This is a genomic window from Leucobacter fengyongliangi, assembly GCF_052386045.1.
The window spans coordinates 430,569-453,104 of sequence record NZ_CM126356.1; the positions used below are offsets into that span (position 1 = coordinate 430,569).

Consider the following 22,536-nt stretch of genomic DNA (forward strand, 5'->3'; position numbering starts at 1 on the left):
GCCTAGATGTTCTCGAGCGCGCCGGTGCGGCGAACGGCGAGCAAGTAGATGAGCACGAGCACGATCGGCACGACCGAAAAGGCGGCGGCGACCGGTGGGTTCAGGTTGATGTTCGAGGCGATGATGGTGCCGATCATCTGGGTGGATCCGCCAACGAACTTCGCCGCGATGTAATCACCGAGGCTGAGGGAGAAGGTGAAGATCGACCCGGCGATCAGCGCAGGCTTCATGAGCGGAAGCATGACCGACACGATTGTGCGCATTCCGCGTGCCCCGAGGTCGGCCGAAGCATCGAACAGGTTCGCAGGAATTTGTGAGACAGCCACGTATACCGGAATTGCCATGTATGGAAACCAGAGGTAGACGAGCGCGATGATGGTGACGGTGATGCCGTAGCCGGGGCTCTGGATTCCGAGTGGGCCAAAGAGCCAGTTGAAGAATCCGCCCTCGCTGAACACGATGCGTACCGAGAGGATCTTGACGAGGTACCCGGCCCAGAGCGGCAGGGTGACGGCGACGGCGAGTAACGCGCGCATCCAGGGGCTCGCGAGCTTTGCCATAAAGATGGCGAGCGGCACGGCGAAGACGGCGCAGATCACGGTGACGGCGGCGGCGATGCCGAGCGTGCGAATGGACGCGCTGAGATAGGCGGGAACCGTGAAGAGATTCACGAAGTTATCGAGGGTGAACCCGGGCTTCACCTTTGAGGTGAATGGATCGGTAACCCAGAACGCGGTGACGAGGAGAAACGCGAGCGAGAGTATGTACACGCCTACGAGCCACACCATGGGCAGCGTCAACAGCGCGGCCAGGCGCCCCTTCGGGTGGCGTTGCAGCGCCGACGAAAGCGGCTTCGGCTTCGTCGAGAGCGAGAACTGGGTGGTCACGTCGATCCTCATCTGGTGAGTGGAAAACTCGGGTGTGGCGGGCCAGGTACGCCTGGCGGGTAGTGCGGCCCCGGTGCCTGTTTGGCGCCGTGCGGGCGGGGGAGTGTGGGGACTGGCCGATCCACCATCAGATCAGCGGATCGGCCAGCCCACTCACGGGGTTAACCCTTGACGGTTGCCCAGGCGTCCGTCCACTGCTGGAAGTTCGTGCAGGTGACGTCGGTGCGGCCGTCGATGCACTGCTCGATGGGGGTGGTCCAGAACCAGACCTTCGAGAAGTACTCTTCGTCCTCGGCGTGGAACAGCTCACAGTGAGCTGCTGCCTCGTCGCTGGTGTCGCAGAACGCGGCGTTGGCCGGAGCCATACCGAAGTTCATCGCAATCTTGCCGTTGACCTCGGCGCTGGAGGTGTAATCCATCCAGGCGTAGCCACAGTTGGGGTTGTTGGCATCGGCGGCAAGCATCCACGCGTCAGACCAGCCGGTCGAACCCTCTTCGGGCAGCGTGCCCTGGAGGTTCGGGTTCTCGGACAGCTTGCGCAGGACCTCCCACGAGGTGCCAACGGTCACGTCGCCCCCGTTGAACGCGGTGATCTGCTTCACCGGGTCGGCCCAGTAGTCGCCGATGATCTCGTTCTGCTGCTTCAGCAGGTCGACTGCGGCGGCAAGCTGCTCCTCGTCGAGGGCGTAGGGGTTCTCGATGCCCAGATCGGGCTGCGTGGCCATCAGGTAGACGGCGGCATCGGCGATGTAGATCGGCGCGTCGTATGCGATGATGCTGCCGGCGGCGGGGGAGTCAGCTTCCCACGCGATGTCCCAGCTGGTGGGTGCCTCGGTGATGACCTGATCGTTCCACTGCAGGATGTTCGCGCCGCGGCCGATGGGTACGCCGTAGGGCACGCCGTTCAGCGTGTCGTAGATCTGACCCTGCATGCCCTCGACAATGTCGTCGCCGAAGTTGGGGATGAGATCCTGGTTGAGGGGCTGCACGTCGCCGCCGACGATGAGGCGGAGGCTTGCGTCGCCGGATGCCGAGACGAGGTCGTAGTTGCCGGTGCGCATGAGCTGCACCATCTCATCGCTCGTGCCGGCAACCTTGCGGTTTACCTTGCAGCCGGTTTCCTCGGTGAAGGTATCGGCCCACTCGGGCTCAACGAAGCCCGACCACGCGACGATGTTGACCTCGTTCTCGAACTCGCCGAGCTCCTCCATCATGGGGATCTCGGGCACGTCGATCTGCAGACCACCACTCTCGGATGCGGTGTCGGCGGTTGCGCAGCCCGTCAGGGCGAGCGCCAGTGCGGCCGCTGCGGCGGCGGGCACTGCCAGCTTGTTCTTCATCGGTACTCCTTTGTGTTGATGCGCCCATTCGGGCCCGGGGTGTGTGGCTTGTAAGTCTGGGTGTCTGTTTGTTTTCAGGTGTGGGGTGGATCACGTCGCGCGATGCGCGCCGCGCTAGGCGGGAACGCTGACGGGGCCGGGCACCGCGGTCGCGTGATCGCGTCGGAACCGCACGCTCACCGTGTCGCCACGGTTCACGCCGGGTTCGGTGCGGGGTGTGTGGGAGTTCTGCTTTTCAGCGATGATGCGAATGCCGTCGACGGTATCGACGAGGTAACGCGTATGCGCCCCGGCGTATACTGTCTCGGCCACGGTGCCGGCGAGCGCCACGGTGTCGGCATCGGTGGGGGAGGTCGGATCCGTCAATTGCACGCGCTCGGGACGCAGGCTGTGCACCTCGCCGTTGCCGAGCACCCGCTGCGACAGCTCGGCCGGCAGGATGTTGGTGACGCCGAGGAAGCGGGCGACGAACTCGGTCTGCGGGAACTCGTAGACCTCCCGCGGCGAGCCGACCTGCTCGATCTTGCCGTTGTTGAAGACGGCGACCCGGTCGGAGAGCGTGAGCGCCTCCTCCTGATCGTGCGTCACGAAGATAAACGTGATGCCGACCTCGCGCTGGATCTGCTTGAGTTCGATCTGCATCTGCTCGCGCAGCTGTTTGTCGAGGGCGCCAAGCGGCTCGTCGAGCAGCAGCACCTTCGGCCGCAGGATGAGGGCACGGGCGAGCGCGATGCGCTGTCGCTGGCCGCCCGACAGCTGTGTCGGCTTGCGGTCGGCGACGTGGCCGAGCTGCACCTGCTCGAGCGCTTCGGAGACGAGTTTTACGCGGGTGGCCTTGTCAACCTTGCGCACGGTGAGTCCGTAGGCGACGTTCTCGGCGATGGTCAGGTGCGGGAAGAGTGCGTAGTCCTGGAACACCGTGTTGACCTCGCGGTCGAAGGGCGCCGTGCGGGTCACGTCTTTCCCGTGCAGCAGGATCTTGCCCGCGGTCGGCTCCTCGAACCCCGCGATCATGCGGAGCACGGTCGTCTTTCCCGAGCCTGAGGGGCCGAGCATTGAGAAGAATTCGCCACCGCGAATGTCGATATCGAGATCTTTCACCGCGGTGAGATCGCCGAATTGCTTCGCGATTCCCTGCAGTGAGACTGCGGCTTCGGTGGGGGCGTCGTGCGCCGTGCTGGGCTGAGCCATGATGTCGTGTTTCTCCTCAACAACGATGTCGAACGTTCAGAAGGCTAACATACGGTTTTAGATGTATAGTCATCGAAGCAGTGGATCACGCATCACGATTCGGTCACATCGCCTGGGGCTTGCCCGGGTCATGGGGTCGGGGCAGGCCAGCCTGAAAGGCTGTCCGATCCACTTGCTGCGGGTGAGAACCCTGAGCGCAGACTCAGTGTTGCCGCGCCCGCACCGTGCCACACTCGACGACGAGGAAAGAAGGGAGGGCGACCTGTGTCGATCACAGCTCAGCGCTCCCCGCATTCCGCCTCCAGCCGTCTGCGCAACGCCGCCTTCGCCCCCATCGGCGACGAGGGTCGGGCCGAACTTGTTGAGACGCGCCTCGTGCAGGCGATCTCTTCGGGAGCCTTCGTCGAAGGCGATCGGCTGCCGAGCGAAAACGAACTGTCGCAGTTGTTTGGGGTCGCGGTCGTGACCGTGCGCGAGGCGCTGGGCACGCTCCGTCACCGCGGGTTGATCGAAACCCGTCGGGGCCGTAACGGCGGCAGCTTCGTGCGCTCAAGCCTCGGCGCGGTTGTTGAGGTGAACGCGCGCATGCTCATTGAGCTGCCGCGGGTCGATCTCGCTGACCTGGGGGTGCTGTACGAGGTGATCACCGCGGCCTGCGCAGAGTACGCCTGTCTTCGCGCGACACCCGACGAGCTGGATGCCGTGCACCATGTGCTTGCCGCGGCACGTGAACTCCCCGCCGACGCGTGGCGGCGGCGCATCACCGACGTGCAGCTCGAACTTGCTGCGCTGAGTCAGTCGGTTCGCTTGACTTCAGAACACGTGCGCGTGCAGGCGGAGTTCACGCCGCTGCTCGCGCTGCAAGACCTCGACCTCGAGCAACGCCACTTCACCCATGATTCGCTCATTGCGCAGATTGAGGCGATTCGCACCGGCGATGTTGCGCAGGTGCGCGCGGTGGTGCGACGCAGCATCCGCGGTTCGGTTCGGTGGCTCGGCGCATTTCGCGCCGAACTCATCTCGCAGCCGGCGGGTACCTCCCTTCGTGACACACTGGAGGCATACCGCGCGCGCGCTGATGCCGCGGGGAGTGCAGGGGAGGCCGCGTGAACGAGCGCACGACGCAGACTGCTGATCCAGTCGTCACCGTCATGTCAACGGTCGATCAGTTCTTCGACGGGGTCTTCGCGCCACTTGAGGCATGGCTGCCCACATTAACCGAGCAGCTAGCGGATCGCCTGGCACAGGGCGGTATCACCGGGGCGCAGCTCGCGACCCTCACCGAGGCCGACGCGCGCCGGGTGCTCGCGACCTCGGATCGCCCCATATACGGTGCAGGCTACTGCGCGACCGAGTCGATCGTCACCGAGGGGAATCCACTGGCCTGGTGGCAGGGCGCCGACCGAAGCTTGCTCGCTTCCTCGACATTCGGCCCTGGCCAGGCTGCCATCGACTTGCACCGGCTCGAGTGGTACCGCGTGCCGGCCGAAACCCTCGAGCGGCACGTTGCCGGCCCGTTCGTTGACTACCTGTGCTCAAACGAAATCACGGTGACGGTGGCTCTGCCGGTGATGCTCGACGGTGAGTTCGCAGGAGTGGTGTGTGCCGACGTGCTGATTGCCTCGCTCGAGAAATTGCTCTTGCCGGCGGTTGAGGGGCTCGGCGACGCCGCGCTGGTGAATACGAGCGGCCGGGTCGTGGTGTCGGCGGATGTCGCCTACGAGACCGGGGATCGCTACGCCGGGGTCGGCTTCGAGTCCGATCTCGATGCGCTCGGGGACGAGGTGCGAGTGGTGCGATCCACTCGTTACCCCTTCGCGTTGCTCGTGCCTGTGCGGTAGCGCGGGAATTCATCAGACGGAAGGGATAAACTGCCGCTCGTGCTGGAAACGCTGGAACACTACTCCACCCTCTCTCTGTATTCGGCCATGGCCGTGTACGCCATCGCGTTCGTGTTTTTCGCGGTGGATCTTGCCAACCGCAGTGGGGGTGTTGCCCCGGCGCAGGCTGCCGCCCCGGCGGCCACCACGGGTGCGGCCTCCGGATCCACCCTCACAATCACTCGCGCGCAGGCCCCGGCGGCGGCGCAGACATCGCGGGCACCCCGCTCGCGCTCGCTGCGCATTGGCTTCGCCCTCACCGTGGTCGCCTTCGTGTTTCACGCCGCGGCGACCGTTCTGCGCGGTATCGCCGCTGAGCGTGTGCCGTTCGCGAACATGTACGAGTTCTCTCTCACCGCTACGCTCTCGATTGTCGCGGTCTATCTACTGATGCAGTTCTTTGTGGATCTGCGCTTCCTCGGCGTGCTCATCACCGCCCTTGCGCTGCTCTTCCTCGGCGTGACGAAGGTCAACTACTACGTCGACATCGTGCCGCTGCCCCCGGCCCTCGACTCGTACTGGCTCGTGCTGCACATCATGGTGGCCGTGCTTGCCGTGGGTTTCCTGACGATTTCGTTCGGGCTTTCGGTGGTGCAGTTGCTGCAGACGAACCGCGAAAACAAGGTCAAGGCGGGCAACACTTCGAGCATGCGCTTCATGTCAACCCTGCCCGATGCGCTGCGACTCGAAGACTCTGCCTACCGAATGGCCATCATCGGCTTCGTGTTTTGGAGCTTCACGCTGATCGCCGGATCCATTTGGGCCGAACGCGCCTGGAGTCGGTACTGGGGCTGGGACACGAAAGAGGTCTGGACCTTCGTGATCTGGGTGCTCTACGCGGGCTTCATTCACGCACGCGCCACCCGCGGCTGGCGCGGCACGCGCTCTGCGTGGTTGTCGATCGTGGCGTATTCGGCCGTGATCTTCAATTACACGATCGTGAACGTCTTCTTCAAGGGCCTGCACGCCTACTCAGGCCTCTAGGTCACCGCGAACTGAAGCGCGCTTAGTCGGCGCCGTTGAAGCGGTGCAGGAGCGCCCGCAAGTGGGCGAGATCGGACTCGTCCCACCCGGCGAAGCGCTCCGCGTAGTCGCCGGCCATGTGACCACGAAGCTCTTCGACAGCTGCCGCTCCCTCCGCACTCAGGGTCAAGAGCTGCACACGCTTGTCTTCCGCGGTGGGTGCAACCTCCACGAGCCCGAGTTCACGCAGTTTGGTGACCTGACGGCTGACGGTCGCCTTATCCATGTCGAGGTGCTGAGCTACCTCTGTGGCGGTGATCGGGCCGCATCGGGTGATGCGCTGCAGCACCATGAGCCCCACGCCTTTGAGGTCGGGATGCACGTTCTCGGCGTGTCCGGCCCAGTGGCTCCGGGCGAAGGCAAACGTGGCCGCGAATTCGCCCGCAATCTCGCGGATCACCTCAGCGACCGGGGCATCGGGAGCGCGCGAGGGTGCACCCGAGTCTCCCGTGGTTCCTGAGCTACCCGATTCCCTCAGGTCACTCGAGGTGCCGGTTGCCCCGTGCTCGCTCACGCGTCGAGCCTAACTGCTTGCTCATTCTCCGCGACCTGCTCGGCAAGGCGCTGTGCGTTCGACTTTGTGCCGAGCGGGATGTTGGGCAGCAGGGCGATCGCGATAATCGCGATCAGGGCGATCGGAGTGGCGGCGAGAAAGAGGTTGCCGATCCCGTGCCCATATGCAGTCTCGACCACAAGCTTGATGGGCCCGGGAAGCTCAGCGAGCTTGGGAATTGCCCCGCCCGCCAGCACGTCTGCCCCCACCAGTTGCTCGGGAGAAAGCTTCGCAAGCTCCTCCCGAATGTAGGTGACCACCTGGCTGGCCAGCATCGCGCCCAGCACTGACATGCCAGCGGTGCCACCGATGGTGCGGAAGAAGCTCACGCCCGAACTGGCGGCACCCATCTGGTGGGGATCCACCGTGTTCTGCACGATCAGCACCAGGTTTTGCATACACAGACCGACGCCAGCACCCAGGATGAACATGGACACGCTGACGTACCAGAACGACGTGTCGTACCGCAGCTGGCCGAGCAGGAGGAGGCCGACGAACATCATGACGGCACCGGCCACCATGAAGGCCTTCCACTTGCCGAAACGCGTGATGAGTTGCCCGGCAAGCGTGGAGGTGAGGAGCAAGCCGGCCATCATGGGAATGGTGAGGAGGCCCGACTCGGTGGGAGTCTTGCCGCGAGCGAGCTGCATATACTGCCCGAGGAATACGGAGGTTCCGAACATCGCGAGCCCCACGGAGAGGCTGGCGATGACCGACAGCGTGAAGGTGCGATTCTTGAACAGGGTGAGCGGAATGAGTGGTTCTTCCACTTTGAGTTCGACGACTATAGCGAGGACCAACACGAGAAGACCGCCGACTGACATCAGCATGGATGGCCAGGACAGCCAGTCGAAGGCCGATCCACCGAGGGTCACCCAAATGAGCAGGCTGGAGAATCCCGTCGAAATCAGCGCGGCGCCCCAGTAGTCGATCTTCACCCTCCGCTTGACCGTGTAGAGGTTGAGGGTGCGCTGCAGCATGATGATCGCGACGAGGGCGATCGGGGCGGCAACGTAGAAGTTCCAGCGCCAGCCGATGGTGTCGGTAATAAACCCGCCGAGCAGGGGGCCGCCGACCGTCGAGAGCGCCATCACTGCACCCATAATGCCGGCGTACTTACCGCGTTCGCGAGGGCTGATGATCTCGGCGAGCACAATCTGACCGAGGGCAGGGATACCGCCGGCACCGATGCCCTGCACCACGCGGAACGCGATGAGCCAGGCGGGGTCGCTCGCCATACCCGCGAGCGCCGAGCCGAGCGTGAAGATCACGAGCGAGAGCTGGAGGAGGAGCTTCTTGCTCGTAAGATCGGCGAGCTTGCCCCAGATGGGCGTGCTGATCGCTGAGGCGAGCATGGCCGCGGTGACCACCCAGGTGAACGCTGCCTGATCGCCGCCAAGATCGGCGATGATCAGGGGCATCGAGGTGCCGATGACGGTCATCGACAGCATCGAGACGCCCATGCTTAAGAAGAGGCCGGTGAGGGCAAGGTTCTTGGCTCTGCCTTCGAGAGCCCACGGTCGTTGCTCGGGGGTGCTGGTGCTGGTGGTTGTGGTGTTGGCTTTGGCTCTGGTGCGGGGCATCTGCGGGCGGGTCCTCAGTTGGCTGGCGGATCGGCGGCGCCACTTGAAATCTGACCATCGGGGCGCGCGCTTTGGTTGATGAAAGTCAACTATATGCGAATGGTTGATATAGATCAACTAGTTGCTCGCGGATCCCGCGGCGTGCGGCAGAATGGGAGACATGGCTCAACACGCAGGCAACGCAGGCATTCCCGGCACATCCGGTACAACCGATGCCCGCGACACGGGCGAGAACCCCGGCATCATTCGTATCGGCGTGATCGGCGGGGGGCAGCTGGCCCGCATGATGGTGCCGCCCGCGATCCACCTGGGTCTGCGAATCAGCGTGCTCGCAGAAACGCCGAGGTCGAGCGCCGACCGAGCGGCCGACGTTGTGGGCGACTACCGCGACCCCGAGACCGTGTACGCCTTCGCGAACACCGTCGACGTGGTGACCTTTGATCACGAACACGTGCCGCAACCGATTCTGCGCGAACTCGAGGCACGAGGCGTGCAGGTGCACCCGCGTCCCGAGGCGCTGCAGTACGCGCAAGACAAGATCCTCATGCGGCAAAAGCTCGCCGAGCTCGGCGTGCCCGTGCCCGATTGGGCGGCGGTCGAGACTGAGGCCCACCTGCAGGAGTTCATCGATGCACACGGCGGCCGCGCCGTGGTGAAGACCGCGCGCGGAGGGTACGACGGCAAGGGCGTAAGGGTGGTGTCGCAGGCCGACGAGGTGCGCGACTGGTTCACGACGCTCGCCGAAGACGGGCACGTGGGCCACCTGCTGGTCGAGGAACTCGTCGAGTTCACCCGCGAGCTCTCGCAGCTAGTGGCGCGCCGTTCGAGTGGCGAAATGCGCACCTGGCCCGTGGTCGAAACCGTGCAGGAGGGCGGCGTATGCGCCGAGGTGCTCGCGCCCGCTCCCGTCGAGAACCCCGCGACGCTCGCGGAGGCGGCCAGAATCGGCCAGGTGGTCGCTGAAGGCGTGGGTGTCACCGGAGTGCTCGCGGTCGAGATGTTCGAAACAGTGGATCACCGCGTGCTCGTCAACGAGCTCGCCATGCGCCCGCACAACTCGGGGCACTTCTCGATCGAGGGTTCGGTCACGAGCCAGTTCGAGCAGCACCTGCGCGCGGTGGCGGATCTTCCGCTCGGCGACACCTCAATGACCGCGCCAGCCGTAGTGATGGTGAATGTGCTCGGCGGGCCGGCCGAGGGCCCGATGCCGGTGCGGTACGCCGAGGCGCTCGCGGCGCACCCGCGCGCGAAGTTTCACAGCTACGACAAGCAGCCCAGGCCGGGCCGCAAGGTCGGCCACGTCACCGTGACCGGTGACGATCTCGAAACGGTGCGCGCACAGGCGCGTGCCGCCGCCGCCGCCTTCAGTTAGGGCCCGGCGAGGCAGTGGTACGACGTGTTGCTCGCATAGGCCGCCGAGCAGGGCGCCACATAGCCGGGCTCCTGAGGCAAGTAGCATGGGGGAATGACTGAAACGACCCCCCTTGTTGGCGTGATCATGGGCTCCGACTCCGATTTCTCGGTGATGAGCGACGCGGTCGAGGTGCTGCGCGAATTCGGGATCCCGCACGAGGTGGAGGTCGTGAGCGCCCATCGCACGCCCGACAAGATGGTGGCCTACGCGCGCGACGCTGCGGCCCGTGGGCTGAAGGCCATCATCGCGGGGGCGGGCGGTGCCGCGCATCTGCCCGGAATGATCGCCTCGATGACCACGCTTCCGGTGATCGGTGTGCCCGTGCCGCTGGCAAAGCTCGACGGGCTCGACTCGCTGCTCTCGATCGTGCAGATGCCCGGCGGCATTCCGGTGGCGACGGTGTCGATCGGCGGCGCGAAGAACGCAGGCCTCCTAGCTGTCCGTATCCTCGGCTCAACAGACCCGGCGCTCGCCGGCCAGCTCGAGGCTTACCAGGTGGGTCTCGCCGAGATGGTCGAGCAGAAGAATGAGGCGCTGAAGGCCCGCATCGCGGGCACCCTCAGCTAGTGGATCGCCAGTCACAAGGGCCCCGGGACGTTGCGCGCTGATCCACCCCCGGCGAGTGAAACGGGTGACCCGCGCGTTGACGAGCGCAGCCCGGTCTATCGCCGCGCACTGATCGCCCTCTTTTTCGCTGGTTTCGCGACCTTCGCGCAGATGTACTCACCGCAGGCATTGCTGCCCGAGATCGCACGCGAATTCGAGGTATCGGCGGGTGCTGCATCGTGGGTGATCGGTGCGACGACCATTGGCGTCGCGGTCGGCGTGGTGCCCTGGGCGCGGTGGTCGGACCGGGTCGGTCGTGCGGTCGCGATGCGGGTCGCAATAACGCTCGCCGTGGTGGTGGGCGCGTCAGTCGCGGCCGCGCCCGGCTTCGAGGTTCTCGTCGCTGTGCGGTTCATTGAGGGGCTCGCGCTCGCTGGGCTGCCCGCGCTCGCGGTGATGACGCTCGCCGAGACCGTGCGGCCGCGCGCGCTCGCCGCCGCGATCGGCTCGTACGTCGCCGGCACCACGATCGGCGGGCTCTCGGGTCGTCTGCTGGCGGGTTCGGCAAGCGAGGTGTGGGGTTGGCGCGGCGGTGTGCTTGCGGTGGCCCTGCTCGCGTTCGTCTCTGCCGTCGTTTTCCTGCTCCTGCTCCCGGCGACACGAGTGCCGCCCGCGGCGCCGATCCCCCTGTGGCGGGGGCTCGGCGACAACCTGCGCAGGCCCGGGGTGCTCGCGCTCGTTGCCCAGGGGTTCCTCCTGATGGGGGCGATGGTAGCGGCCTACAACGCGGTGTCGTTTCGATTGCAGCAGGCCCCGTTCGATCTCTCGGTGGCGCAGGTCTCGTGGATCTACCTCGTCTATCTCGCCGGTGCCGTCGCGTCGGCGCAGGTGTGGCGACTCACGCGCCGTCTCGGCTCGACGGGTGCGCTTATCGTCTGTGTTGCGGCGCTCGCCGCGGGCGCGGCCGTCTCGCTCGTGCAGGCGGTGCCCGCGGTGGTGGCGGGCATGGCGCTCATTACCGCCGGGTTCTTCGGCGCACATGCGGTGTCGAATGGCCTCCTCAACTCGCGCGGTGGATCGGGGCGCAGCCTCACCCCGTCTCTCTACAATTGGGGCCTGTACGCGGGCTCGAGCGTGCTCGGCTGGGCGGGCGGCGCGGCATTCACCGCGATCGGGTGGCCCGGCACCGCGGGGCTAGTGATCGTGGCGGCTGCGCTCGCGGCGGTCGTCGCCTGGGGCTACGACTCGCGACCCACAAATTCAATGTGACGCGAAATGTGGTGCGCTGGCCACCCAGGCCACAATTTGCGTCATATTGCTCGGCTTCAGCGTCAGATCGGCCGAGAAAACTCGCTAGGGGCGCAGGTCGAGGAAATCGCTGAGCCAGAGCCGCACCTCGGCCAAGCATTCGGGTGACACTGAGCCCGAAACGCGCGTGATCCGCTCGCGAGAGAGGGTGCGAGGTTGCTCGGTCATGACCCAGGATTCACGATCGAGGCCAGTTTCACCGCGCGCCGCGACGTGGTTGGGCCACTGCCGATCGACGCTGGTGATAGGCAAGCCGATCACCAGCGTGGTGACCGCGTCGAGGTACCCAGCCGAGGCGATCACGAGCAATGGGCTGTGTCCCCCCTGCTCGCGCCCGCGCACCGGATCCAATGCAACCCAAGCGATATCGCCCGGTGAAAGTTCAGGATCACTCACTGACGGTCACTCAGAAGCATCTTCACGTGCTGCCCGCTCCCAGGCGGTCGTCTCGCTCTCGTAGCTTCGACGATCGTCTGGCTTGGTGCCCGAGATTGCCGACTTCAATGCTGCGAATCGCAGATCACGCTCAGCCATGTCGGCGAGTCGCTCTAGGTGTGCCCCAAGCGTGTGGCCCGACAGTGCGGCCTGCCGCTTCAGCCGATCCCGAAGTTCATTGGGAACCTTAATGGTCGTTGTCATACTCAAAGTATACCAGTCGTCGATCGCCGTCACCGGGGCGGGCGGGGGTGTAGTTGGGGCGACTCGCTCATCTTCCTCAAATTGTGGATCCTGCTCTGTGTTTCCATCAAGTTGGGGAAGCTGGTCGTAGACCCCACGCGATTTCGAGCAACCCGCGTGCCGCGTGCCGCTCTCATCCTCGGAGATTCGCGTAACTTCGAACTACAGCGCGGCGTGCAACTCCCACAGCTGCCACGCGGTCGTGGTCCAGCTGAAGGATCGGCTGCGATCCTCGGCGAGTACTCGCAGACAGTCGAGGTCGGCCTCCGGGCCCGTGAGCCGGGTGAGTTCATGCGCAAATGCCCCGGCCGAGTCAGCGGTGGTGCCAGCGTCGAGTGCGAGTTCGCTCGCGACCGGGCACTCGCTGTGCAGCACAGGCACCCCGGCATCGAGCGCGCCGAGCACCTCGTACCCGGTGCCGATGAACTCCTGTGGAAGGGCAAGGAGGAGGGCGCCCGAGAGCACCACGCCCATGTCAGTGAGCTCAGCGACCGGCAGCTGGTGCACGCGACCCTGCAGGCGCTCGCCCATCTCGGTGAGCGCGGGTGCAGGCCCCTGAGCCGGGGCCCCGGCCGTAGCCGTATTCGCACCGCCACTGGCGCTTGTTGATGTGTGCACGGAACCAGGTGCCGCGCTCTGCAGCACGACGAGGTCGGGAAGCGCGGGATCCGCCGCCATCGCGTCAAGGATCCACTCGAGCCGCCCGCGCGCGCCGGGCCCTGCGGTCGTTACGACATAGTGCTCGGGAAGCCCAAGTTCGGCGCGCCGTGCAGATGCAGCTGCCTCGTCGAGCGGCCGCGAAAAGGCTGAGGGTGCCGCCAACGGCAGCACCTGCACGGGAAGGTCAAGCCCGTAGTGCTCGTGCAGCACCGTCGCGACTGCGTGGGTGGGCGTGAGTACCGCATCGGCGAAACGCAGCGCGCGTTTCACGAAGGCCCGGTACTGGCGCGCTTCGGAGGCCCCCATGAGTTCGGGCGCGAGCCACGCGAGGGCGTGCGGCACGGTGACCGATGTCTGTGTCGCATCGTCTTCATGGCGTGCGCGCAGGGGCACGAGCGGTGTCACGGCGTGCACGAACTCGTCATCAAGCGGGCGTGCGGTCGCCCCAGTGCGCCACAGCAGCGGTAGCAGGTTTGCCCGCATCGGCATGGTCTCGGCGCGCGCCCTGGGGCTCGCGAAGGTGGGAAGTTCGCTCCCGTTCGCGAGCAACAGTCGTGCGCTGCATCCACGCGGCGCGACCCGGGCGATGGCCTCGGTGAGGTCAAGCGCGGCGGCTGCGTGCGCGGCGGATTCAAGGCCTGGCATTGGCTCGCCGATGAGCGTGAGCGTGGCCACTTTCCTCCTCGGCGCGTTGGTGCAGTGTTCTGGTCTCAGTCTACGGAATCAGCCAATGAACTTCCTGTGCATGGGCGTTTCGTGACGCGATTGTCGCCGGGTGGATCGCCACTCGCCCGGCAGCTTCACAGCCGCCGCGGCGTGAACCTCATACGCTTATCCCATGTGTGATCTCAGTGCCGGCAGCGTCGGGCGGCTTACCGGTTCGGCTGATCCACAAGCGAACCTGGATACCGGCGCGTGAGTCTCGATCTCGAACGCCCGCTGCGCAACCCTGATGCGAGCTCGCCGCCGCTGATGACGAAGCGCGCGCGCTGGTTGGTGCTGTGGGGGTTTGTGCTGCCGGGCAGCGCACAGGTGCTTGCGGGCAATCGCAAGCTGGGGCGGTTCGGTTTGGGCGCAACCCTCGTGTTGCTCGCGCTGGCGTTCGTCGGCGTGATCGGCATGCTGTTCGCGCAAGAGACGACGCTTTCGATCGTCACAAACAGCATCTTCCTACTGGTGCTGCAGGGCGTGATTTTTGCGTACGCGGTGCTGTGGCTCGTGCTCGGGTTCGACACGCTGCGGCTCACGCGGCTGGTGTCGGTCACGCCAAATTGGCGGGTGCCGGTGGCGATGCTCGCGGTCGTGCTGACGGTGCTGCCGGTGGGAGCTGCGGCCTGGGCCGGGCTCACGGTGGGGGCTGCGCGTGGCGCGATCGGTGACATCTTCGGCGGCGGGGCGCCCGCGGTCGAGGCGATTGACGGGCGCTACAACATCCTGCTGCTCGGTGCCGACGCGGGTGAGGATCGCGAGGGCCTCAGGCCCGACAGCATCTCGCTCGTCAGCGTCGATGCCGAGACCGGGCAGTCGGTCATCGTGGGCCTGCCGCGAGACCTCACTGAGATGCCGTTCCCCGAGACCTCTCCGCTGTATCCGGTGCACCCCAACGGTTTCTGCGCCGGGCCCAACGCTTTCGGCGAGTACGGCGGGTGCCTCACCACCGGGCAGCTGAATGGCCTCTACGCCGAGGTCGAACTCGTGAACGACCCGCAATGGGGCTACCTCTACACCGACATGTATGCCGATGCGGTATCGCGCGGTTCGTCGCCCGGCATCGAGGCGATGAAAGACGCGGTATCAGGCGCGACGGGGCTCACGGTGCAGTTCTACGTGCTCGTCGACATGAACGGCTTCGCCTCGCTCATCGACGCGTTGGGTGGGGTCACGATCGATGTGACCCAGCCCATTCCGCTCGGCGGGTATGAAGATCCCGACACCGGAATGTGGGTCGAGGGCGACTCATTTCTGCCGGTTGGTGCGCAGCATATGGATGGCGAGACCGCCCTGCTCTTCGCCCGCGTGCGGCACGGGCTGCAGAACGGCGACTACGACCGTATGGTGCATCAGCGCCAGCTCCAGGCGGCGATTCTCGCGCAGGCGAATCCGGCGAACGTGCTGCTCAGGTTTCAAGAGGTCGCAGCAGCTGGGTCGAACGTGGTGCAGACCGATATCCCCGAGTCGATGCTCGGCAGGTTCGTGGATCTCGCGACCAAGGCGAAAGACCATACTCCGGTGGCCGTCGAGTTGATACCGCCGATGGTGGATCCTATGTACCCCGACTACGCGCAGATTCAGAGGTTTGTCGCCGACGGGGTCGCGGCCGCCTCCCCGGTGCCCGCAGAGGAGTAGAGCTGAGGAACTGCGTCGTGTACTGCGCTGTTATGCACGCGGGTTTCAGCGTTTCGGCTTTCTGGGCGGGGTGCCAGCGCTAAGCGCTCGAATCTGGAAGCGGCGTAGTGTGCGTAGCGAACTGATATGAAAGTTCTTCGAGGCTGAGTTTCCCTTGCGAGGTGAGGAGCACGAGGGTGAATGCTTCATCATTCGTAAACGTCACTCGACGTCCGTTGAGACGCAGAAACGTGAAGGTCAGCAGCAAGGAGAGCCGCTTGTTGCCGTCGAACAGCGCATGATTTTGCGCGAGTGAACTGAGGAGAGCGGCGGCCTTGAGCTCGAGCGTTGCATACGCATCGTCACCAAACAGGTTCGACGCAGGCCGCGCGAGCGCCGAGAAGAGGAGACCACTGTCGCGTACACGAAGCCCAAGATGCTCGACTACTGCAATGGCTTGAGGAGGGTCGATGTAGACCGTCATGCGTCTGCGAGGCGACGAATCGCGTCGGCATATTCCGCACCGATCGTGTCCACCGCACTCAACACGGCTGCGGTCTTTGCCTCCTCGGCAATCAATCGTTCGGCGGCCTCGATGAGTATGGCGTGCTTTGATATGTGCCGCGTGCGCGCGAGGAGTTCGAGCTTCGTGTCGAGATCCTCCGGGAGCCTTACAGTCATAGCCATACCAAAATGATACCGAGATACCTGACTGGTATCAATGGCGATTGCGCAACCTTTGCGCGAGGGGCGCACGACGAAATGCCGCGCCATGGTCGATATCAGCGCGTCGGCCGCAGACTGGGTTTGACCAGAGACCCTGAGCGGGGTGTCAACTACACGCGCATCGCGCCGCGAGCGAGCAGCAACTGGTCGGCGCGGCTGGGTTCAGCAGCCTCCGCATAGTGGCCCACCAACTGGTCACACAGTGCGGCCCACGTGCGATCGCGCACGGAGAGCCGCGCGGCCGACCCGAAGGCGGCGCGCTTGGCATCGTCGCCGGTGAGGTCGGTCACCCGCGCACGAAGTTCGGCAAGGTTGCCGGGCTCGTACAGCCATCCGTTCACGCTGCTGCGCACGAGGTCGACGGGGCCGCCGCGGCCGGTGGCGACCACGGGCACGCCGCTCGCGAGCGCTTCCTGCACCGTTTGGCAGAACGTCTCGGACTCGCCCGGGTGCACGAAAACGTCGAAGCTGGCCATCGCTTCGGCGAGTTCGGTGCCATCCAGAAATCCGGTGAAGTGCGCGTTGGGCAGCAGTCGCTCGAGCTCCGGCCGGCTGGGACCGTCTCCCACGATCACGAGGCGCACTCCGGGCAGGTCGTGGAGTGCGGCGAGATCCTCAACCTGCTTCTCGGGGGCGAGGCGCCCCACGTAGCCGACCAGCAACTGGCCTTGCCCGACTTGCTCGCGCCAGGTCTCGCTGCGGCGCGCGGGGGTGAATCGCTCGGCGTCGACCCCTCGCCCCCAGTGGCGCAGGCGTTCGACCCCCAGCTCGCTGAGGTGTGTGTGCGCCGATGTCGAGGGCACGAGCGTGAGGGTGGATCGACGGTGCAGTCGGGCGATGTGCGCCGCGGCGAGGGGAGCGACCCCGGGGATCCCGTACTTCTCGGTGTAGGCGACGATGTCAGTTTGATAGACGGCGACCGAGGGGATGCCTAACGCGTCGGCGGCAAGCACCCCGTTCCATCCGAGCAGCAGCGGTGAGGCGAGGTGCACGATGTCGGCGCCGAACGATACAAGTGACTGCGCGATCTTCGCGGGGCGTGTGAACACCATGCGCACCTCGGGGTAGGAGGGGAGCGGATACGACCGCAGCAACTCAGTGCGGGCACCGTGGAGGTCGGCCTCGATGGCTCCCGCGTCCGGGGCCAGCACCAGGAGCTCGTGGCCGGCCGCGCCAAGGTGTTTGAGCACCTGCATCACCGAGCCTGTGACGCCGTTCATGTGGGGGAGGAAGGATTCAGCAATCAGAGCGATCTTCACACCTCAATGGTGGCGGCTCCCGGCCTCAGGAATCGTGAAAAGCGCTCCCCACCACCAAGTGTTCACGCACCCCACACCTCGGGGTCAAGTTGGTGAATCTTCGGCGCTCGAAATCTCGCACTGGCCCGGCTTCCCCGGCTCGACTGTGAGCAACTCACCCGGCTAGTCGTCGTAGATCGTGCTGCGGTGGTCAGTGTCCAAGGCGATGATAAGCAGTTCCTCGTCGTGAATATCGAGGATCACCCGGTAGTCACCAGCGCGATATCGCCACAAACCCTTGAGTGGCCCGCGTAGTGGTTTGCAGCGCAGTGCCGGATTCTCGAGTGTTTCGAGTGCGTGCAGGTCGCGCAGGATGCGGCGAGCGACCTGAGCGTCTAACTTGAGCAGCTTCTTCGCGAAGCGTGGTTGATGGCGAATCGAATAGCTCATGCCCGGAATGCGCTCGTTGCTGTTCAGACAGCGATGTTGCCACGTGCCTCGGCGCGCAACTCATCAGGGTCAAACCCGAGTTCGCGGGTCAACTCATCGAGTGGGCGAGTCTCGATTTCACCACGTCGGATCACAGCGGCCTCGTCCGCAAGCGTGTAGGCCCACTCGAGATCACTCAAATGCTCTTCGAGCGCTTCACGCACGTAGAAGGACTTCGGTCGGTGAGTCAACGCCGCGAGCCGGGAAAGGCGCTCACTGAGTTCAGCGGGAAGTCGCAGCGAAATGGTGTCGGACATGTAATACATACTACGCGTGCTTGCCCTTGAATGCACTGAAACGTCATTCCGCAACTTGCTGTATCCGGCGCAGAGTGAATCAGCTTCGTGAAAGGCGGCATCGCCAGAGTGGATCGCGCCTCTAGCGTGCGAGGTACGCCGTAAGCGCGTCGCGCGCGTCGCGCGGCGTGAACCCGGCGGCCTCGAATGCGTGGAGGGCAGGCGCTGCTCAGGAGCGTCGGCTACCCTTTATTCACTGGATGTTCATTTCAGCCCGAGGCTGCAATGGAGAGACAGGAATAGTGGGTGTTGGAGATCGCGAGCGAGCAGATGAGCGACGATCAGAAGCAAACAAGTGGCGGCAGGTCGTGCGTCAGGCGAGCCATACGCGTTTCGATGACGGTGTTCGGTTGGATCGTGGCTACCTTGGGTGCAGTGCTCGTGGGTGCGGCCTCGTGGATCCGCCGCACGTTTGGGCCGATTTCGGTCGATCAGATGCTCATGAACCTGCAGGGTGCCGGGGGAGTCGGCGGAACAGCTGCAGAGTCAGGATACGTCGAGAGTTTTGTCTGGCAGGCGATCGTCTTGCCTCTGAGCCTGGTGATCTCTGCATTAGCGATCATGCTTGTTTTTACAGGCATCCGGCGCCTTCAAGAATCTCGAGTTCACAGGGGGGCGCTTGGTTCGCCGAGCACTCCCGACTCCGCTGCACCTCCAAAGGGCAGGGCTATTCGAAGGTTGATGCCAGCGGCGGCCGCTCTTGCATTGCTGGCAATTGGTGTATCGAACTTCTCCCAAGCTGTTGAGCTGCCTCAGTACCTGCGCGCAATGTTGAGCCCGTTGTCTATGAACGACTACTACGTCGCTCCACTCGCCGAGGGAACCAATGTGCAGGTTGTGATGCAATCTGATCTACAAGAGGCCCCGCTTAACCTGGTGACGATTTATCTTGAGTCGGTTGAAGATGCGCTCGGAGATGAGAGTTTGTTTGAGGAGAATCTTCTCGAACCTCTCGAATCGCAAACAGAGAACTGGGCACAGATTCCCGCTTTGCAGCAGTACAACGGCGGGGGCTGGACGATGGCCGGGCTCGTTGGAATGGAGTGCGGAGTGCCACTTCGTGGGGCGGGAATTGGTGAGAACGATATCAATTCGAACGAGATTGGATCAGAAGCCGACGCCTTCCTTTCTGGGGCAGTGTGCCTGGGTGATGTGCTCAACGATGCAGGTTACACGAGCGTTTTCTTAGGTGGTGCGGATGCGCAATTTGCATCGAAAGAACGGTTTCTCCGTGGTCATGGGTATGACGAGGTGAAGGACCTCCGCACTTGGCAGGAAATGGGAGAGACAGAATTCTCCGCCTGGGGTCTCTCGGATAGAGCGCTGTTCGAGCTCGCACGAGCTGAGATTACGAGTCTCAAGGACTCGAGTGAGCCGTTCCATTTGTCACTTCTGACCCTTGACTCCCACGAGCCGGCTCACCTTTTTGACTATTGTCAGGCTCGAAATGAGGATCCTCTCGCAGACGCGTTTCGATGCTCAATGGAGCAGGTTGCGGGGTTCGTGGACTTTCTTGAAATGGAAGGCTTTCTAGAGAATACTGTGGTCGTCGTGGTCGGAGATCACAAAAAGATGCTTGCTGAGGGTGGGCATATGTGGGATGAGCTTTCCGCCATTGAAGATCGAACTATTTTTAACCGGTTCTGGAGCCCAAGGGCACCATCAGCAATGCGCGAAGGCCAAGATCAATTAACGGTGCTTGCCACCACTCTTGAGTTGCTCGGTCTTGGACGAGAAGACCGACGTGCTGGGATTGCAGTCTCCGCGTTGGTCGGCGCCACACCAGCAGGGAGTGTTGCAGAGATGAATCCGGGGGAGTACCAAGAGCTCATCCAGTCTCGATCTGCAGACCTTTACCATCGACTCTGGGGAGTCAGCGATGAGGATCAGTTGCAGGCCGTGGGCGCCGGATAGAGTGCTGCGGACGGACCTGATGCCGTGTCTCTCAGCCGCAGCAATCTGCTAACTCAAATACGCAATTAAGGCGTCTCGCGCGTCGCGCGGCGTGAACCCGGCGGCCTCGATCTTGCCGAGCGACAGCGTGCTGAAGAGCGGGCGCGGGGCAACCTGCTTGCCAGCGAAGTACTCGGCCGTGGTGGTGCCGCTCACGCGCTCCGGGTCGTGCCCGGTTCCCGAGTACACGAGCTTCGCGATGTCGGCCCACGACATCACGGGACCTTCATTCGTGAGGTTGTAGGTACCAAAGGCGGCGTGCGATTGCAGCAGGTGCACGATTCCCGCGGCAATGTCGTCGGTGAAGCTCAGGCGCCCGATCTGGTCATTCACAACGCTCGGATCGATGCCACGCTCGGCGAGCGAGGCCATGGTGCGAACGAAGTTGTTGCCGTCGCCGATCACCCAACTGGTGCGAACGATGTAGTGCCGCGGAACCGTTGACACCAGCGCATCGCCCGCGGCCTTCGTCTGGCCATAGACGCCCAGCGGCGCGAAGTCGTCGGCTTCCGTGTACATCCGCTTCGTGCCGTCAAACACGTAGTCGCTCGAGACGTGCACCAGGGTCAGGCCCTGCTCTGTGGCGATGCGCGCGAGCCGGGCGACGCCGGTCACGTTCGCGTCCCACGCGTCGCGCCGACCCTCGGGGGTTTCGGCGGCGTCAACCGCGGTGTAGGCGGCGGCGTTGATCACGGTGTCGTAATCAGCCCACCGCACGCGGTCGAGCGTCTCTTCGTTGAAGAGGTCGATACGACTGCGATCCGCAAAATCAGCGTGGGGGAGCGCCTGCTGCAGCGCGCGACCCAGCTGGCCGTTGGCGCCGAGCACGAGCGTGCGCTTCGGTTTCATTGGCACGACATCTGCGAGCACAGGGTGGGCGAGATCCTTCTCCGAGCGCTCGGCCTCCTCGAGGGGAATCGGCCATGCGATCGCGGCGGTCGGGTCGGAAAGGTTGAGGAAGGTGTACTCGCTCTGCGCCTCGGCGCTCCAGTGCGCGTTGACCAGGTATACATACGCGGTGTTGTCTTCCAGGGTTTGGTAGGAGTTGCCCACGCCACGTGGCACGAAGATCGCGGTCGACTGGTCGAGTTCCGCGGTGAAGACCGCGCCGAAGGTGTCACCCTCGCGCAGATCCACCCAGGCTCCGAAGATCTTGCCTGTCGCGACCGAGACGAACTTGTCCCACGGCTCCGCGTGAATGCCGCGCGTGGCACCCCGCTTGTCGTTGAAGGAGATGTTGTTCTGCACGGGCCCGAAGTCGGGCAAGCCGAGCGCGACCATCTTCTCGCGCTGCCAGTTCTCTTTGAACCAGCCGCGGTTGTCGCCGTGCACGGGGAGGTCGAGCAGCACGAGCCCAGGAATGGTGGTCTCGCGAATCGCGAGTTGCTTGGCGACCATGCTCACTGCCCCTGTTCCTTGTACTTGGCTTCGGTCGCGGCCTTTTGCGGCTGCCACCACTCGGGGTTGTCGCGGTACCAGTCGATGGTGGCGGCGAGGCCCTTTTCGAAGTCGGGGAACGACGGCTGCCAGCCGAGTTCTTCGCGCAGCTTAGTGCTGTCAATCGCGTAGCGGAGGTCGTGACCGGGGCGGTCGACGACGTGTTCGTAGGCGTCTGCGGGCTGCCCCATGGTGGTGAGGATCAGCTCCAGCACCTCCTTGTTGTTTTTCTCTCCGTCGGCGCCGATGAGGTAGGTCTCGCCGATGCGGCCGGCCTCGACGATGCGCAGCACGGCGGAGGAGTGGTCGTCGGCGTGGATCCAGTCGCGCACGTTGAGACCTTCACCGTAGAGCTTCGGGCGGTCGCCAACCAAGATGTTGGTGATCTGGCGGGGGATGAACTTCTCGACGTGCTGGCGCGGGCCGTAGTTGTTCGAGCAGTTAGAAATGGTGGCCTGTACGCCGAAGGAGCGCACCCACGCGCGCACCAGCAGGTCGCTGCCCGCCTTGGTTGACGAGTAGGGCGACGAGGGGTTGTAGGGCGTCTGCTCGGTGAACCGCTCGGGGTCATCGAGCTCGAGGTCGCCGTACACCTCGTCGGTGGAGATGTGGTGATACCGCTTCTCGTGGCGACGCACGGCCTCGAGCAGCGTGTAGGTGCCGACGATGTTGGTGTCGAGGAACGGGCGCGGGTCGTGCAGCGAGTTGTCGTTGTGCGACTCAGCGGCATAGTGCACCACCACGTCGGTGTCGGCGATCAGTCGGTCGACCAGCGGGGCATCGCATATGTCACCGTGCACCACGGTGACGCGGTCTTCGGGGAGGCCAGCGAGCGAGGCTTCGTTACCGGCGTAGGTGAACTTGTCGAGCACGGTCACCACGTCGTCGGTGTTCGCGACGAGATAGTGCACGAAGTTCGAACCGATGAATCCGGCGCCGCCGGTCACGAGAATCTTGCGGGCCACTGAGGTCCTCCTGCGTTAGTACGTGTGTCTGCGCGCAGACATAG

General features: G+C 64.4%; 23 protein-coding genes. 8 read left to right on the forward strand and 15 right to left on the reverse strand.

Annotation, left to right across the window (positions count from 1 at the left end; translation table 11 throughout):
• Window positions 1-2 precede the first annotated feature (2 nt).
• The 3 genes from ACTNFK_RS02065 to ACTNFK_RS02075 form a co-directional block, all read right to left on the reverse strand.
• The gene (locus ACTNFK_RS02065) at window positions 3-887 is read right to left on the reverse strand and encodes an ABC transporter permease (RefSeq protein WP_435935997.1); all 885 of its coding nucleotides are present in this window, start codon (window positions 885-887) and stop codon (window positions 3-5) included.
• A 161-nt stretch (window positions 888-1,048) separates the two neighbouring features.
• The gene (locus ACTNFK_RS02070) at window positions 1,049-2,227 is read right to left on the reverse strand and encodes a type 2 periplasmic-binding domain-containing protein (protein ID WP_435935998.1); all 1,179 of its coding nucleotides are present in this window, start codon (window positions 2,225-2,227) and stop codon (window positions 1,049-1,051) included.
• Window positions 2,228-2,341: 114 nt separating this feature from the next.
• Window positions 2,342-3,418: an ABC transporter ATP-binding protein gene (locus tag ACTNFK_RS02075; RefSeq protein WP_435935999.1), complete on the reverse strand. Its 1,077-nt coding sequence runs from the start codon at window positions 3,416-3,418 to the stop codon at window positions 2,342-2,344.
• 264 nt (window positions 3,419-3,682) lie between these two features.
• Between ACTNFK_RS02075 and ACTNFK_RS02080 the strand changes: the two genes are divergently transcribed.
• The 3 genes from ACTNFK_RS02080 to ccsB are packed head-to-tail and all read left to right on the forward strand — an operon-like array spanning window position 3,683 to window position 6,282.
• Entirely contained in the window at window positions 3,683-4,528 is an 846-nt protein-coding gene (locus tag ACTNFK_RS02080) for a FadR/GntR family transcriptional regulator (protein ID WP_435936000.1), read from the forward strand.
• Window positions 4,525-5,259 (forward strand): cache domain-containing protein, encoded by a 735-nt coding sequence (locus tag ACTNFK_RS02085; RefSeq protein ID WP_435936001.1) that lies wholly within the window; start codon window positions 4,525-4,527, stop codon window positions 5,257-5,259. The genes ACTNFK_RS02080 and ACTNFK_RS02085 overlap by 4 nt, the downstream gene beginning before the upstream one ends.
• Window positions 5,260-5,298: 39 nt before the next feature.
• Window positions 5,299-6,282 carry a c-type cytochrome biogenesis protein CcsB gene (ccsB, locus tag ACTNFK_RS02090; protein ID WP_435936002.1) on the forward strand — a complete coding sequence of 328 codons (984 nt, stop codon included), beginning with the start codon at window positions 5,299-5,301 and terminating at the stop codon, window positions 6,280-6,282.
• A gap of 22 nt (window positions 6,283-6,304) precedes the next feature.
• On the opposite strand, the gene ACTNFK_RS02095 is transcribed toward ccsB, so the two are convergent.
• Window positions 6,305-6,835 carry a MarR family winged helix-turn-helix transcriptional regulator gene (locus ACTNFK_RS02095; RefSeq protein WP_435936003.1) on the reverse strand — a complete coding sequence of 177 codons (531 nt, stop codon included), beginning with the start codon at window positions 6,833-6,835 and terminating at the stop codon, window positions 6,305-6,307.
• Window positions 6,832-8,457, reverse strand: coding sequence for an MDR family MFS transporter (locus tag ACTNFK_RS02100; RefSeq protein ID WP_435936004.1), 1,626 nt, complete (start codon window positions 8,455-8,457; stop codon window positions 6,832-6,834). Before ACTNFK_RS02100 ends, ACTNFK_RS02095 begins: the two co-directional genes overlap by 4 nt.
• Before the next feature lie 256 nt (window positions 8,458-8,713).
• On the opposite strand from ACTNFK_RS02100, the gene ACTNFK_RS02105 reads away from it, so the two are divergent.
• The 3 genes from ACTNFK_RS02105 to ACTNFK_RS02115 all read left to right on the forward strand — a co-directional run bounded on the left by ACTNFK_RS02105 (window position 8,714) and on the right by ACTNFK_RS02115 (window position 11,686).
• Window positions 8,714-9,829, forward strand: a complete 1,116-nt coding sequence (locus ACTNFK_RS02105; protein WP_435936167.1) for a 5-(carboxyamino)imidazole ribonucleotide synthase — start codon at window positions 8,714-8,716, stop codon at window positions 9,827-9,829.
• Between the two features lie 93 nt (window positions 9,830-9,922).
• Window positions 9,923-10,438 carry a 5-(carboxyamino)imidazole ribonucleotide mutase gene (gene purE, locus ACTNFK_RS02110; RefSeq protein WP_435936005.1) on the forward strand — a complete coding sequence of 172 codons (516 nt, stop codon included), beginning with the start codon at window positions 9,923-9,925 and terminating at the stop codon, window positions 10,436-10,438.
• A gap of 30 nt (window positions 10,439-10,468) precedes the next feature.
• Entirely contained in the window at window positions 10,469-11,686 is a 1,218-nt protein-coding gene (locus ACTNFK_RS02115) for an MFS transporter (RefSeq protein WP_435936006.1), read from the forward strand.
• An 84-nt stretch (window positions 11,687-11,770) separates the two neighbouring features.
• Here ACTNFK_RS02115 and ACTNFK_RS02120 read toward each other — a convergent pair whose 3' ends face one another.
• The 3 genes from ACTNFK_RS02120 to ACTNFK_RS02130 all read right to left on the reverse strand — a co-directional run bounded on the left by ACTNFK_RS02120 (window position 11,771) and on the right by ACTNFK_RS02130 (window position 13,738).
• Window positions 11,771-12,121: a type II toxin-antitoxin system PemK/MazF family toxin gene (locus ACTNFK_RS02120; protein WP_435936007.1), complete on the reverse strand. Its 351-nt coding sequence runs from the start codon at window positions 12,119-12,121 to the stop codon at window positions 11,771-11,773.
• 6 nt (window positions 12,122-12,127) lie between these two features.
• A complete protein-coding gene (locus ACTNFK_RS02125; RefSeq protein WP_435936008.1) occupies window positions 12,128-12,364 on the reverse strand; it encodes a hypothetical protein in 237 nt (78 codons plus the stop codon).
• Window positions 12,365-12,565: 201 nt separating this feature from the next.
• Entirely contained in the window at window positions 12,566-13,738 is a 1,173-nt protein-coding gene (locus ACTNFK_RS02130; RefSeq protein ID WP_435936009.1) for a mannosyltransferase, read from the reverse strand.
• Window positions 13,739-13,978: 240 nt separating this feature from the next.
• Between ACTNFK_RS02130 and ACTNFK_RS02135 the strand changes: the two genes are divergently transcribed.
• Window positions 13,979-15,409 (forward strand): LCP family protein, encoded by a 1,431-nt coding sequence (locus ACTNFK_RS02135; RefSeq protein ID WP_435936010.1) that lies wholly within the window; start codon window positions 13,979-13,981, stop codon window positions 15,407-15,409.
• Window positions 15,410-15,488: 79 nt separating this feature from the next.
• Here the strand turns inward: ACTNFK_RS02135 and ACTNFK_RS02140 are convergent, their stop codons facing one another.
• From ACTNFK_RS02140 to relB, 5 genes are all read right to left on the reverse strand, one after another.
• A complete protein-coding gene (locus ACTNFK_RS02140; protein WP_435936011.1) occupies window positions 15,489-15,872 on the reverse strand; it encodes a type II toxin-antitoxin system death-on-curing family toxin in 384 nt (127 codons plus the stop codon).
• A complete protein-coding gene (locus tag ACTNFK_RS02145) occupies window positions 15,869-16,075 on the reverse strand; it encodes a ribbon-helix-helix protein, CopG family (protein WP_435936012.1) in 207 nt (68 codons plus the stop codon). Before ACTNFK_RS02145 ends, ACTNFK_RS02140 begins: the two co-directional genes overlap by 4 nt.
• A 149-nt stretch (window positions 16,076-16,224) precedes the next feature.
• On the reverse strand, window positions 16,225-17,373 hold the full coding sequence (locus ACTNFK_RS02150; RefSeq protein WP_435936013.1) for a glycosyltransferase family 4 protein: 1,149 nt from the start codon (window positions 17,371-17,373) through the stop codon (window positions 16,225-16,227).
• A gap of 162 nt (window positions 17,374-17,535) precedes the next feature.
• Window positions 17,536-17,802 carry a type II toxin-antitoxin system RelE family toxin gene (locus ACTNFK_RS02155; protein ID WP_435936014.1) on the reverse strand — a complete coding sequence of 89 codons (267 nt, stop codon included), beginning with the start codon at window positions 17,800-17,802 and terminating at the stop codon, window positions 17,536-17,538.
• A gap of 23 nt (window positions 17,803-17,825) precedes the next feature.
• Window positions 17,826-18,098 carry a type II toxin-antitoxin system RelB family antitoxin gene (gene relB / locus ACTNFK_RS02160; RefSeq protein WP_435936015.1) on the reverse strand — a complete coding sequence of 91 codons (273 nt, stop codon included), beginning with the start codon at window positions 18,096-18,098 and terminating at the stop codon, window positions 17,826-17,828.
• A 480-nt stretch (window positions 18,099-18,578) separates the two neighbouring features.
• On the opposite strand from relB, the gene ACTNFK_RS02165 reads away from it, so the two are divergent.
• Window positions 18,579-20,051, forward strand: a complete 1,473-nt coding sequence (locus ACTNFK_RS02165) for a sulfatase-like hydrolase/transferase (RefSeq protein WP_435936016.1) — start codon at window positions 18,579-18,581, stop codon at window positions 20,049-20,051.
• A 48-nt stretch (window positions 20,052-20,099) separates the two neighbouring features.
• Here the strand turns inward: ACTNFK_RS02165 and ACTNFK_RS02170 are convergent, their stop codons facing one another.
• Window positions 20,100-21,488, reverse strand: a complete 1,389-nt coding sequence (locus tag ACTNFK_RS02170; RefSeq protein WP_435936168.1) for a sugar nucleotide-binding protein — start codon at window positions 21,486-21,488, stop codon at window positions 20,100-20,102.
• Between the two features lie 2 nt (window positions 21,489-21,490).
• The gene (gene rfbB, locus ACTNFK_RS02175; protein ID WP_435936017.1) at window positions 21,491-22,492 is read right to left on the reverse strand and encodes a dTDP-glucose 4,6-dehydratase; all 1,002 of its coding nucleotides are present in this window, start codon (window positions 22,490-22,492) and stop codon (window positions 21,491-21,493) included.
• Between the last annotated feature and the right edge of the window lie 44 nt (window positions 22,493-22,536).

Bases quoted from the DNA above. Each gene is read 5' to 3' on its own strand.
- ACTNFK_RS02140 (WP_435936011.1), bottom strand. From the start codon at position 15,872: ATGACGGTCTACATCGACCCTCCTCAAGCCATTGCAGTAGTCGAGCAT.
- purE (WP_435936005.1), top strand. From the start codon at position 9,923: ATGACTGAAACGACCCCCCTTGTTGGCGTGATCATGGGCTCCGACTCC.
- ACTNFK_RS02170 (WP_435936168.1), bottom strand. From the start codon at position 21,488: ATGGTCGCCAAGCAACTCGCGATTCGCGAGACCACCATTCCTGGGCTC.
- ACTNFK_RS02075 (WP_435935999.1), bottom strand. From the start codon at position 3,418: ATGGCTCAGCCCAGCACGGCGCACGACGCCCCCACCGAAGCCGCAGTC.
- ACTNFK_RS02155 (WP_435936014.1), bottom strand. From the start codon at position 17,802: ATGAGCTATTCGATTCGCCATCAACCACGCTTCGCGAAGAAGCTGCTC.
- ACTNFK_RS02100 (WP_435936004.1), bottom strand. From the start codon at position 8,457: ATGCCCCGCACCAGAGCCAAAGCCAACACCACAACCACCAGCACCAGC.
- ACTNFK_RS02145 (WP_435936012.1), bottom strand. From the start codon at position 16,075: ATGGCTATGACTGTAAGGCTCCCGGAGGATCTCGACACGAAGCTCGAA.
- ACTNFK_RS02070 (WP_435935998.1), bottom strand. From the start codon at position 2,227: ATGAAGAACAAGCTGGCAGTGCCCGCCGCCGCAGCGGCCGCACTGGCG.
- ACTNFK_RS02165 (WP_435936016.1), top strand. From the start codon at position 18,579: ATGAACCTGCAGGGTGCCGGGGGAGTCGGCGGAACAGCTGCAGAGTCA.
- relB (WP_435936015.1), bottom strand. From the start codon at position 18,098: ATGTCCGACACCATTTCGCTGCGACTTCCCGCTGAACTCAGTGAGCGC.
- ACTNFK_RS02125 (WP_435936008.1), bottom strand. From the start codon at position 12,364: ATGACAACGACCATTAAGGTTCCCAATGAACTTCGGGATCGGCTGAAG.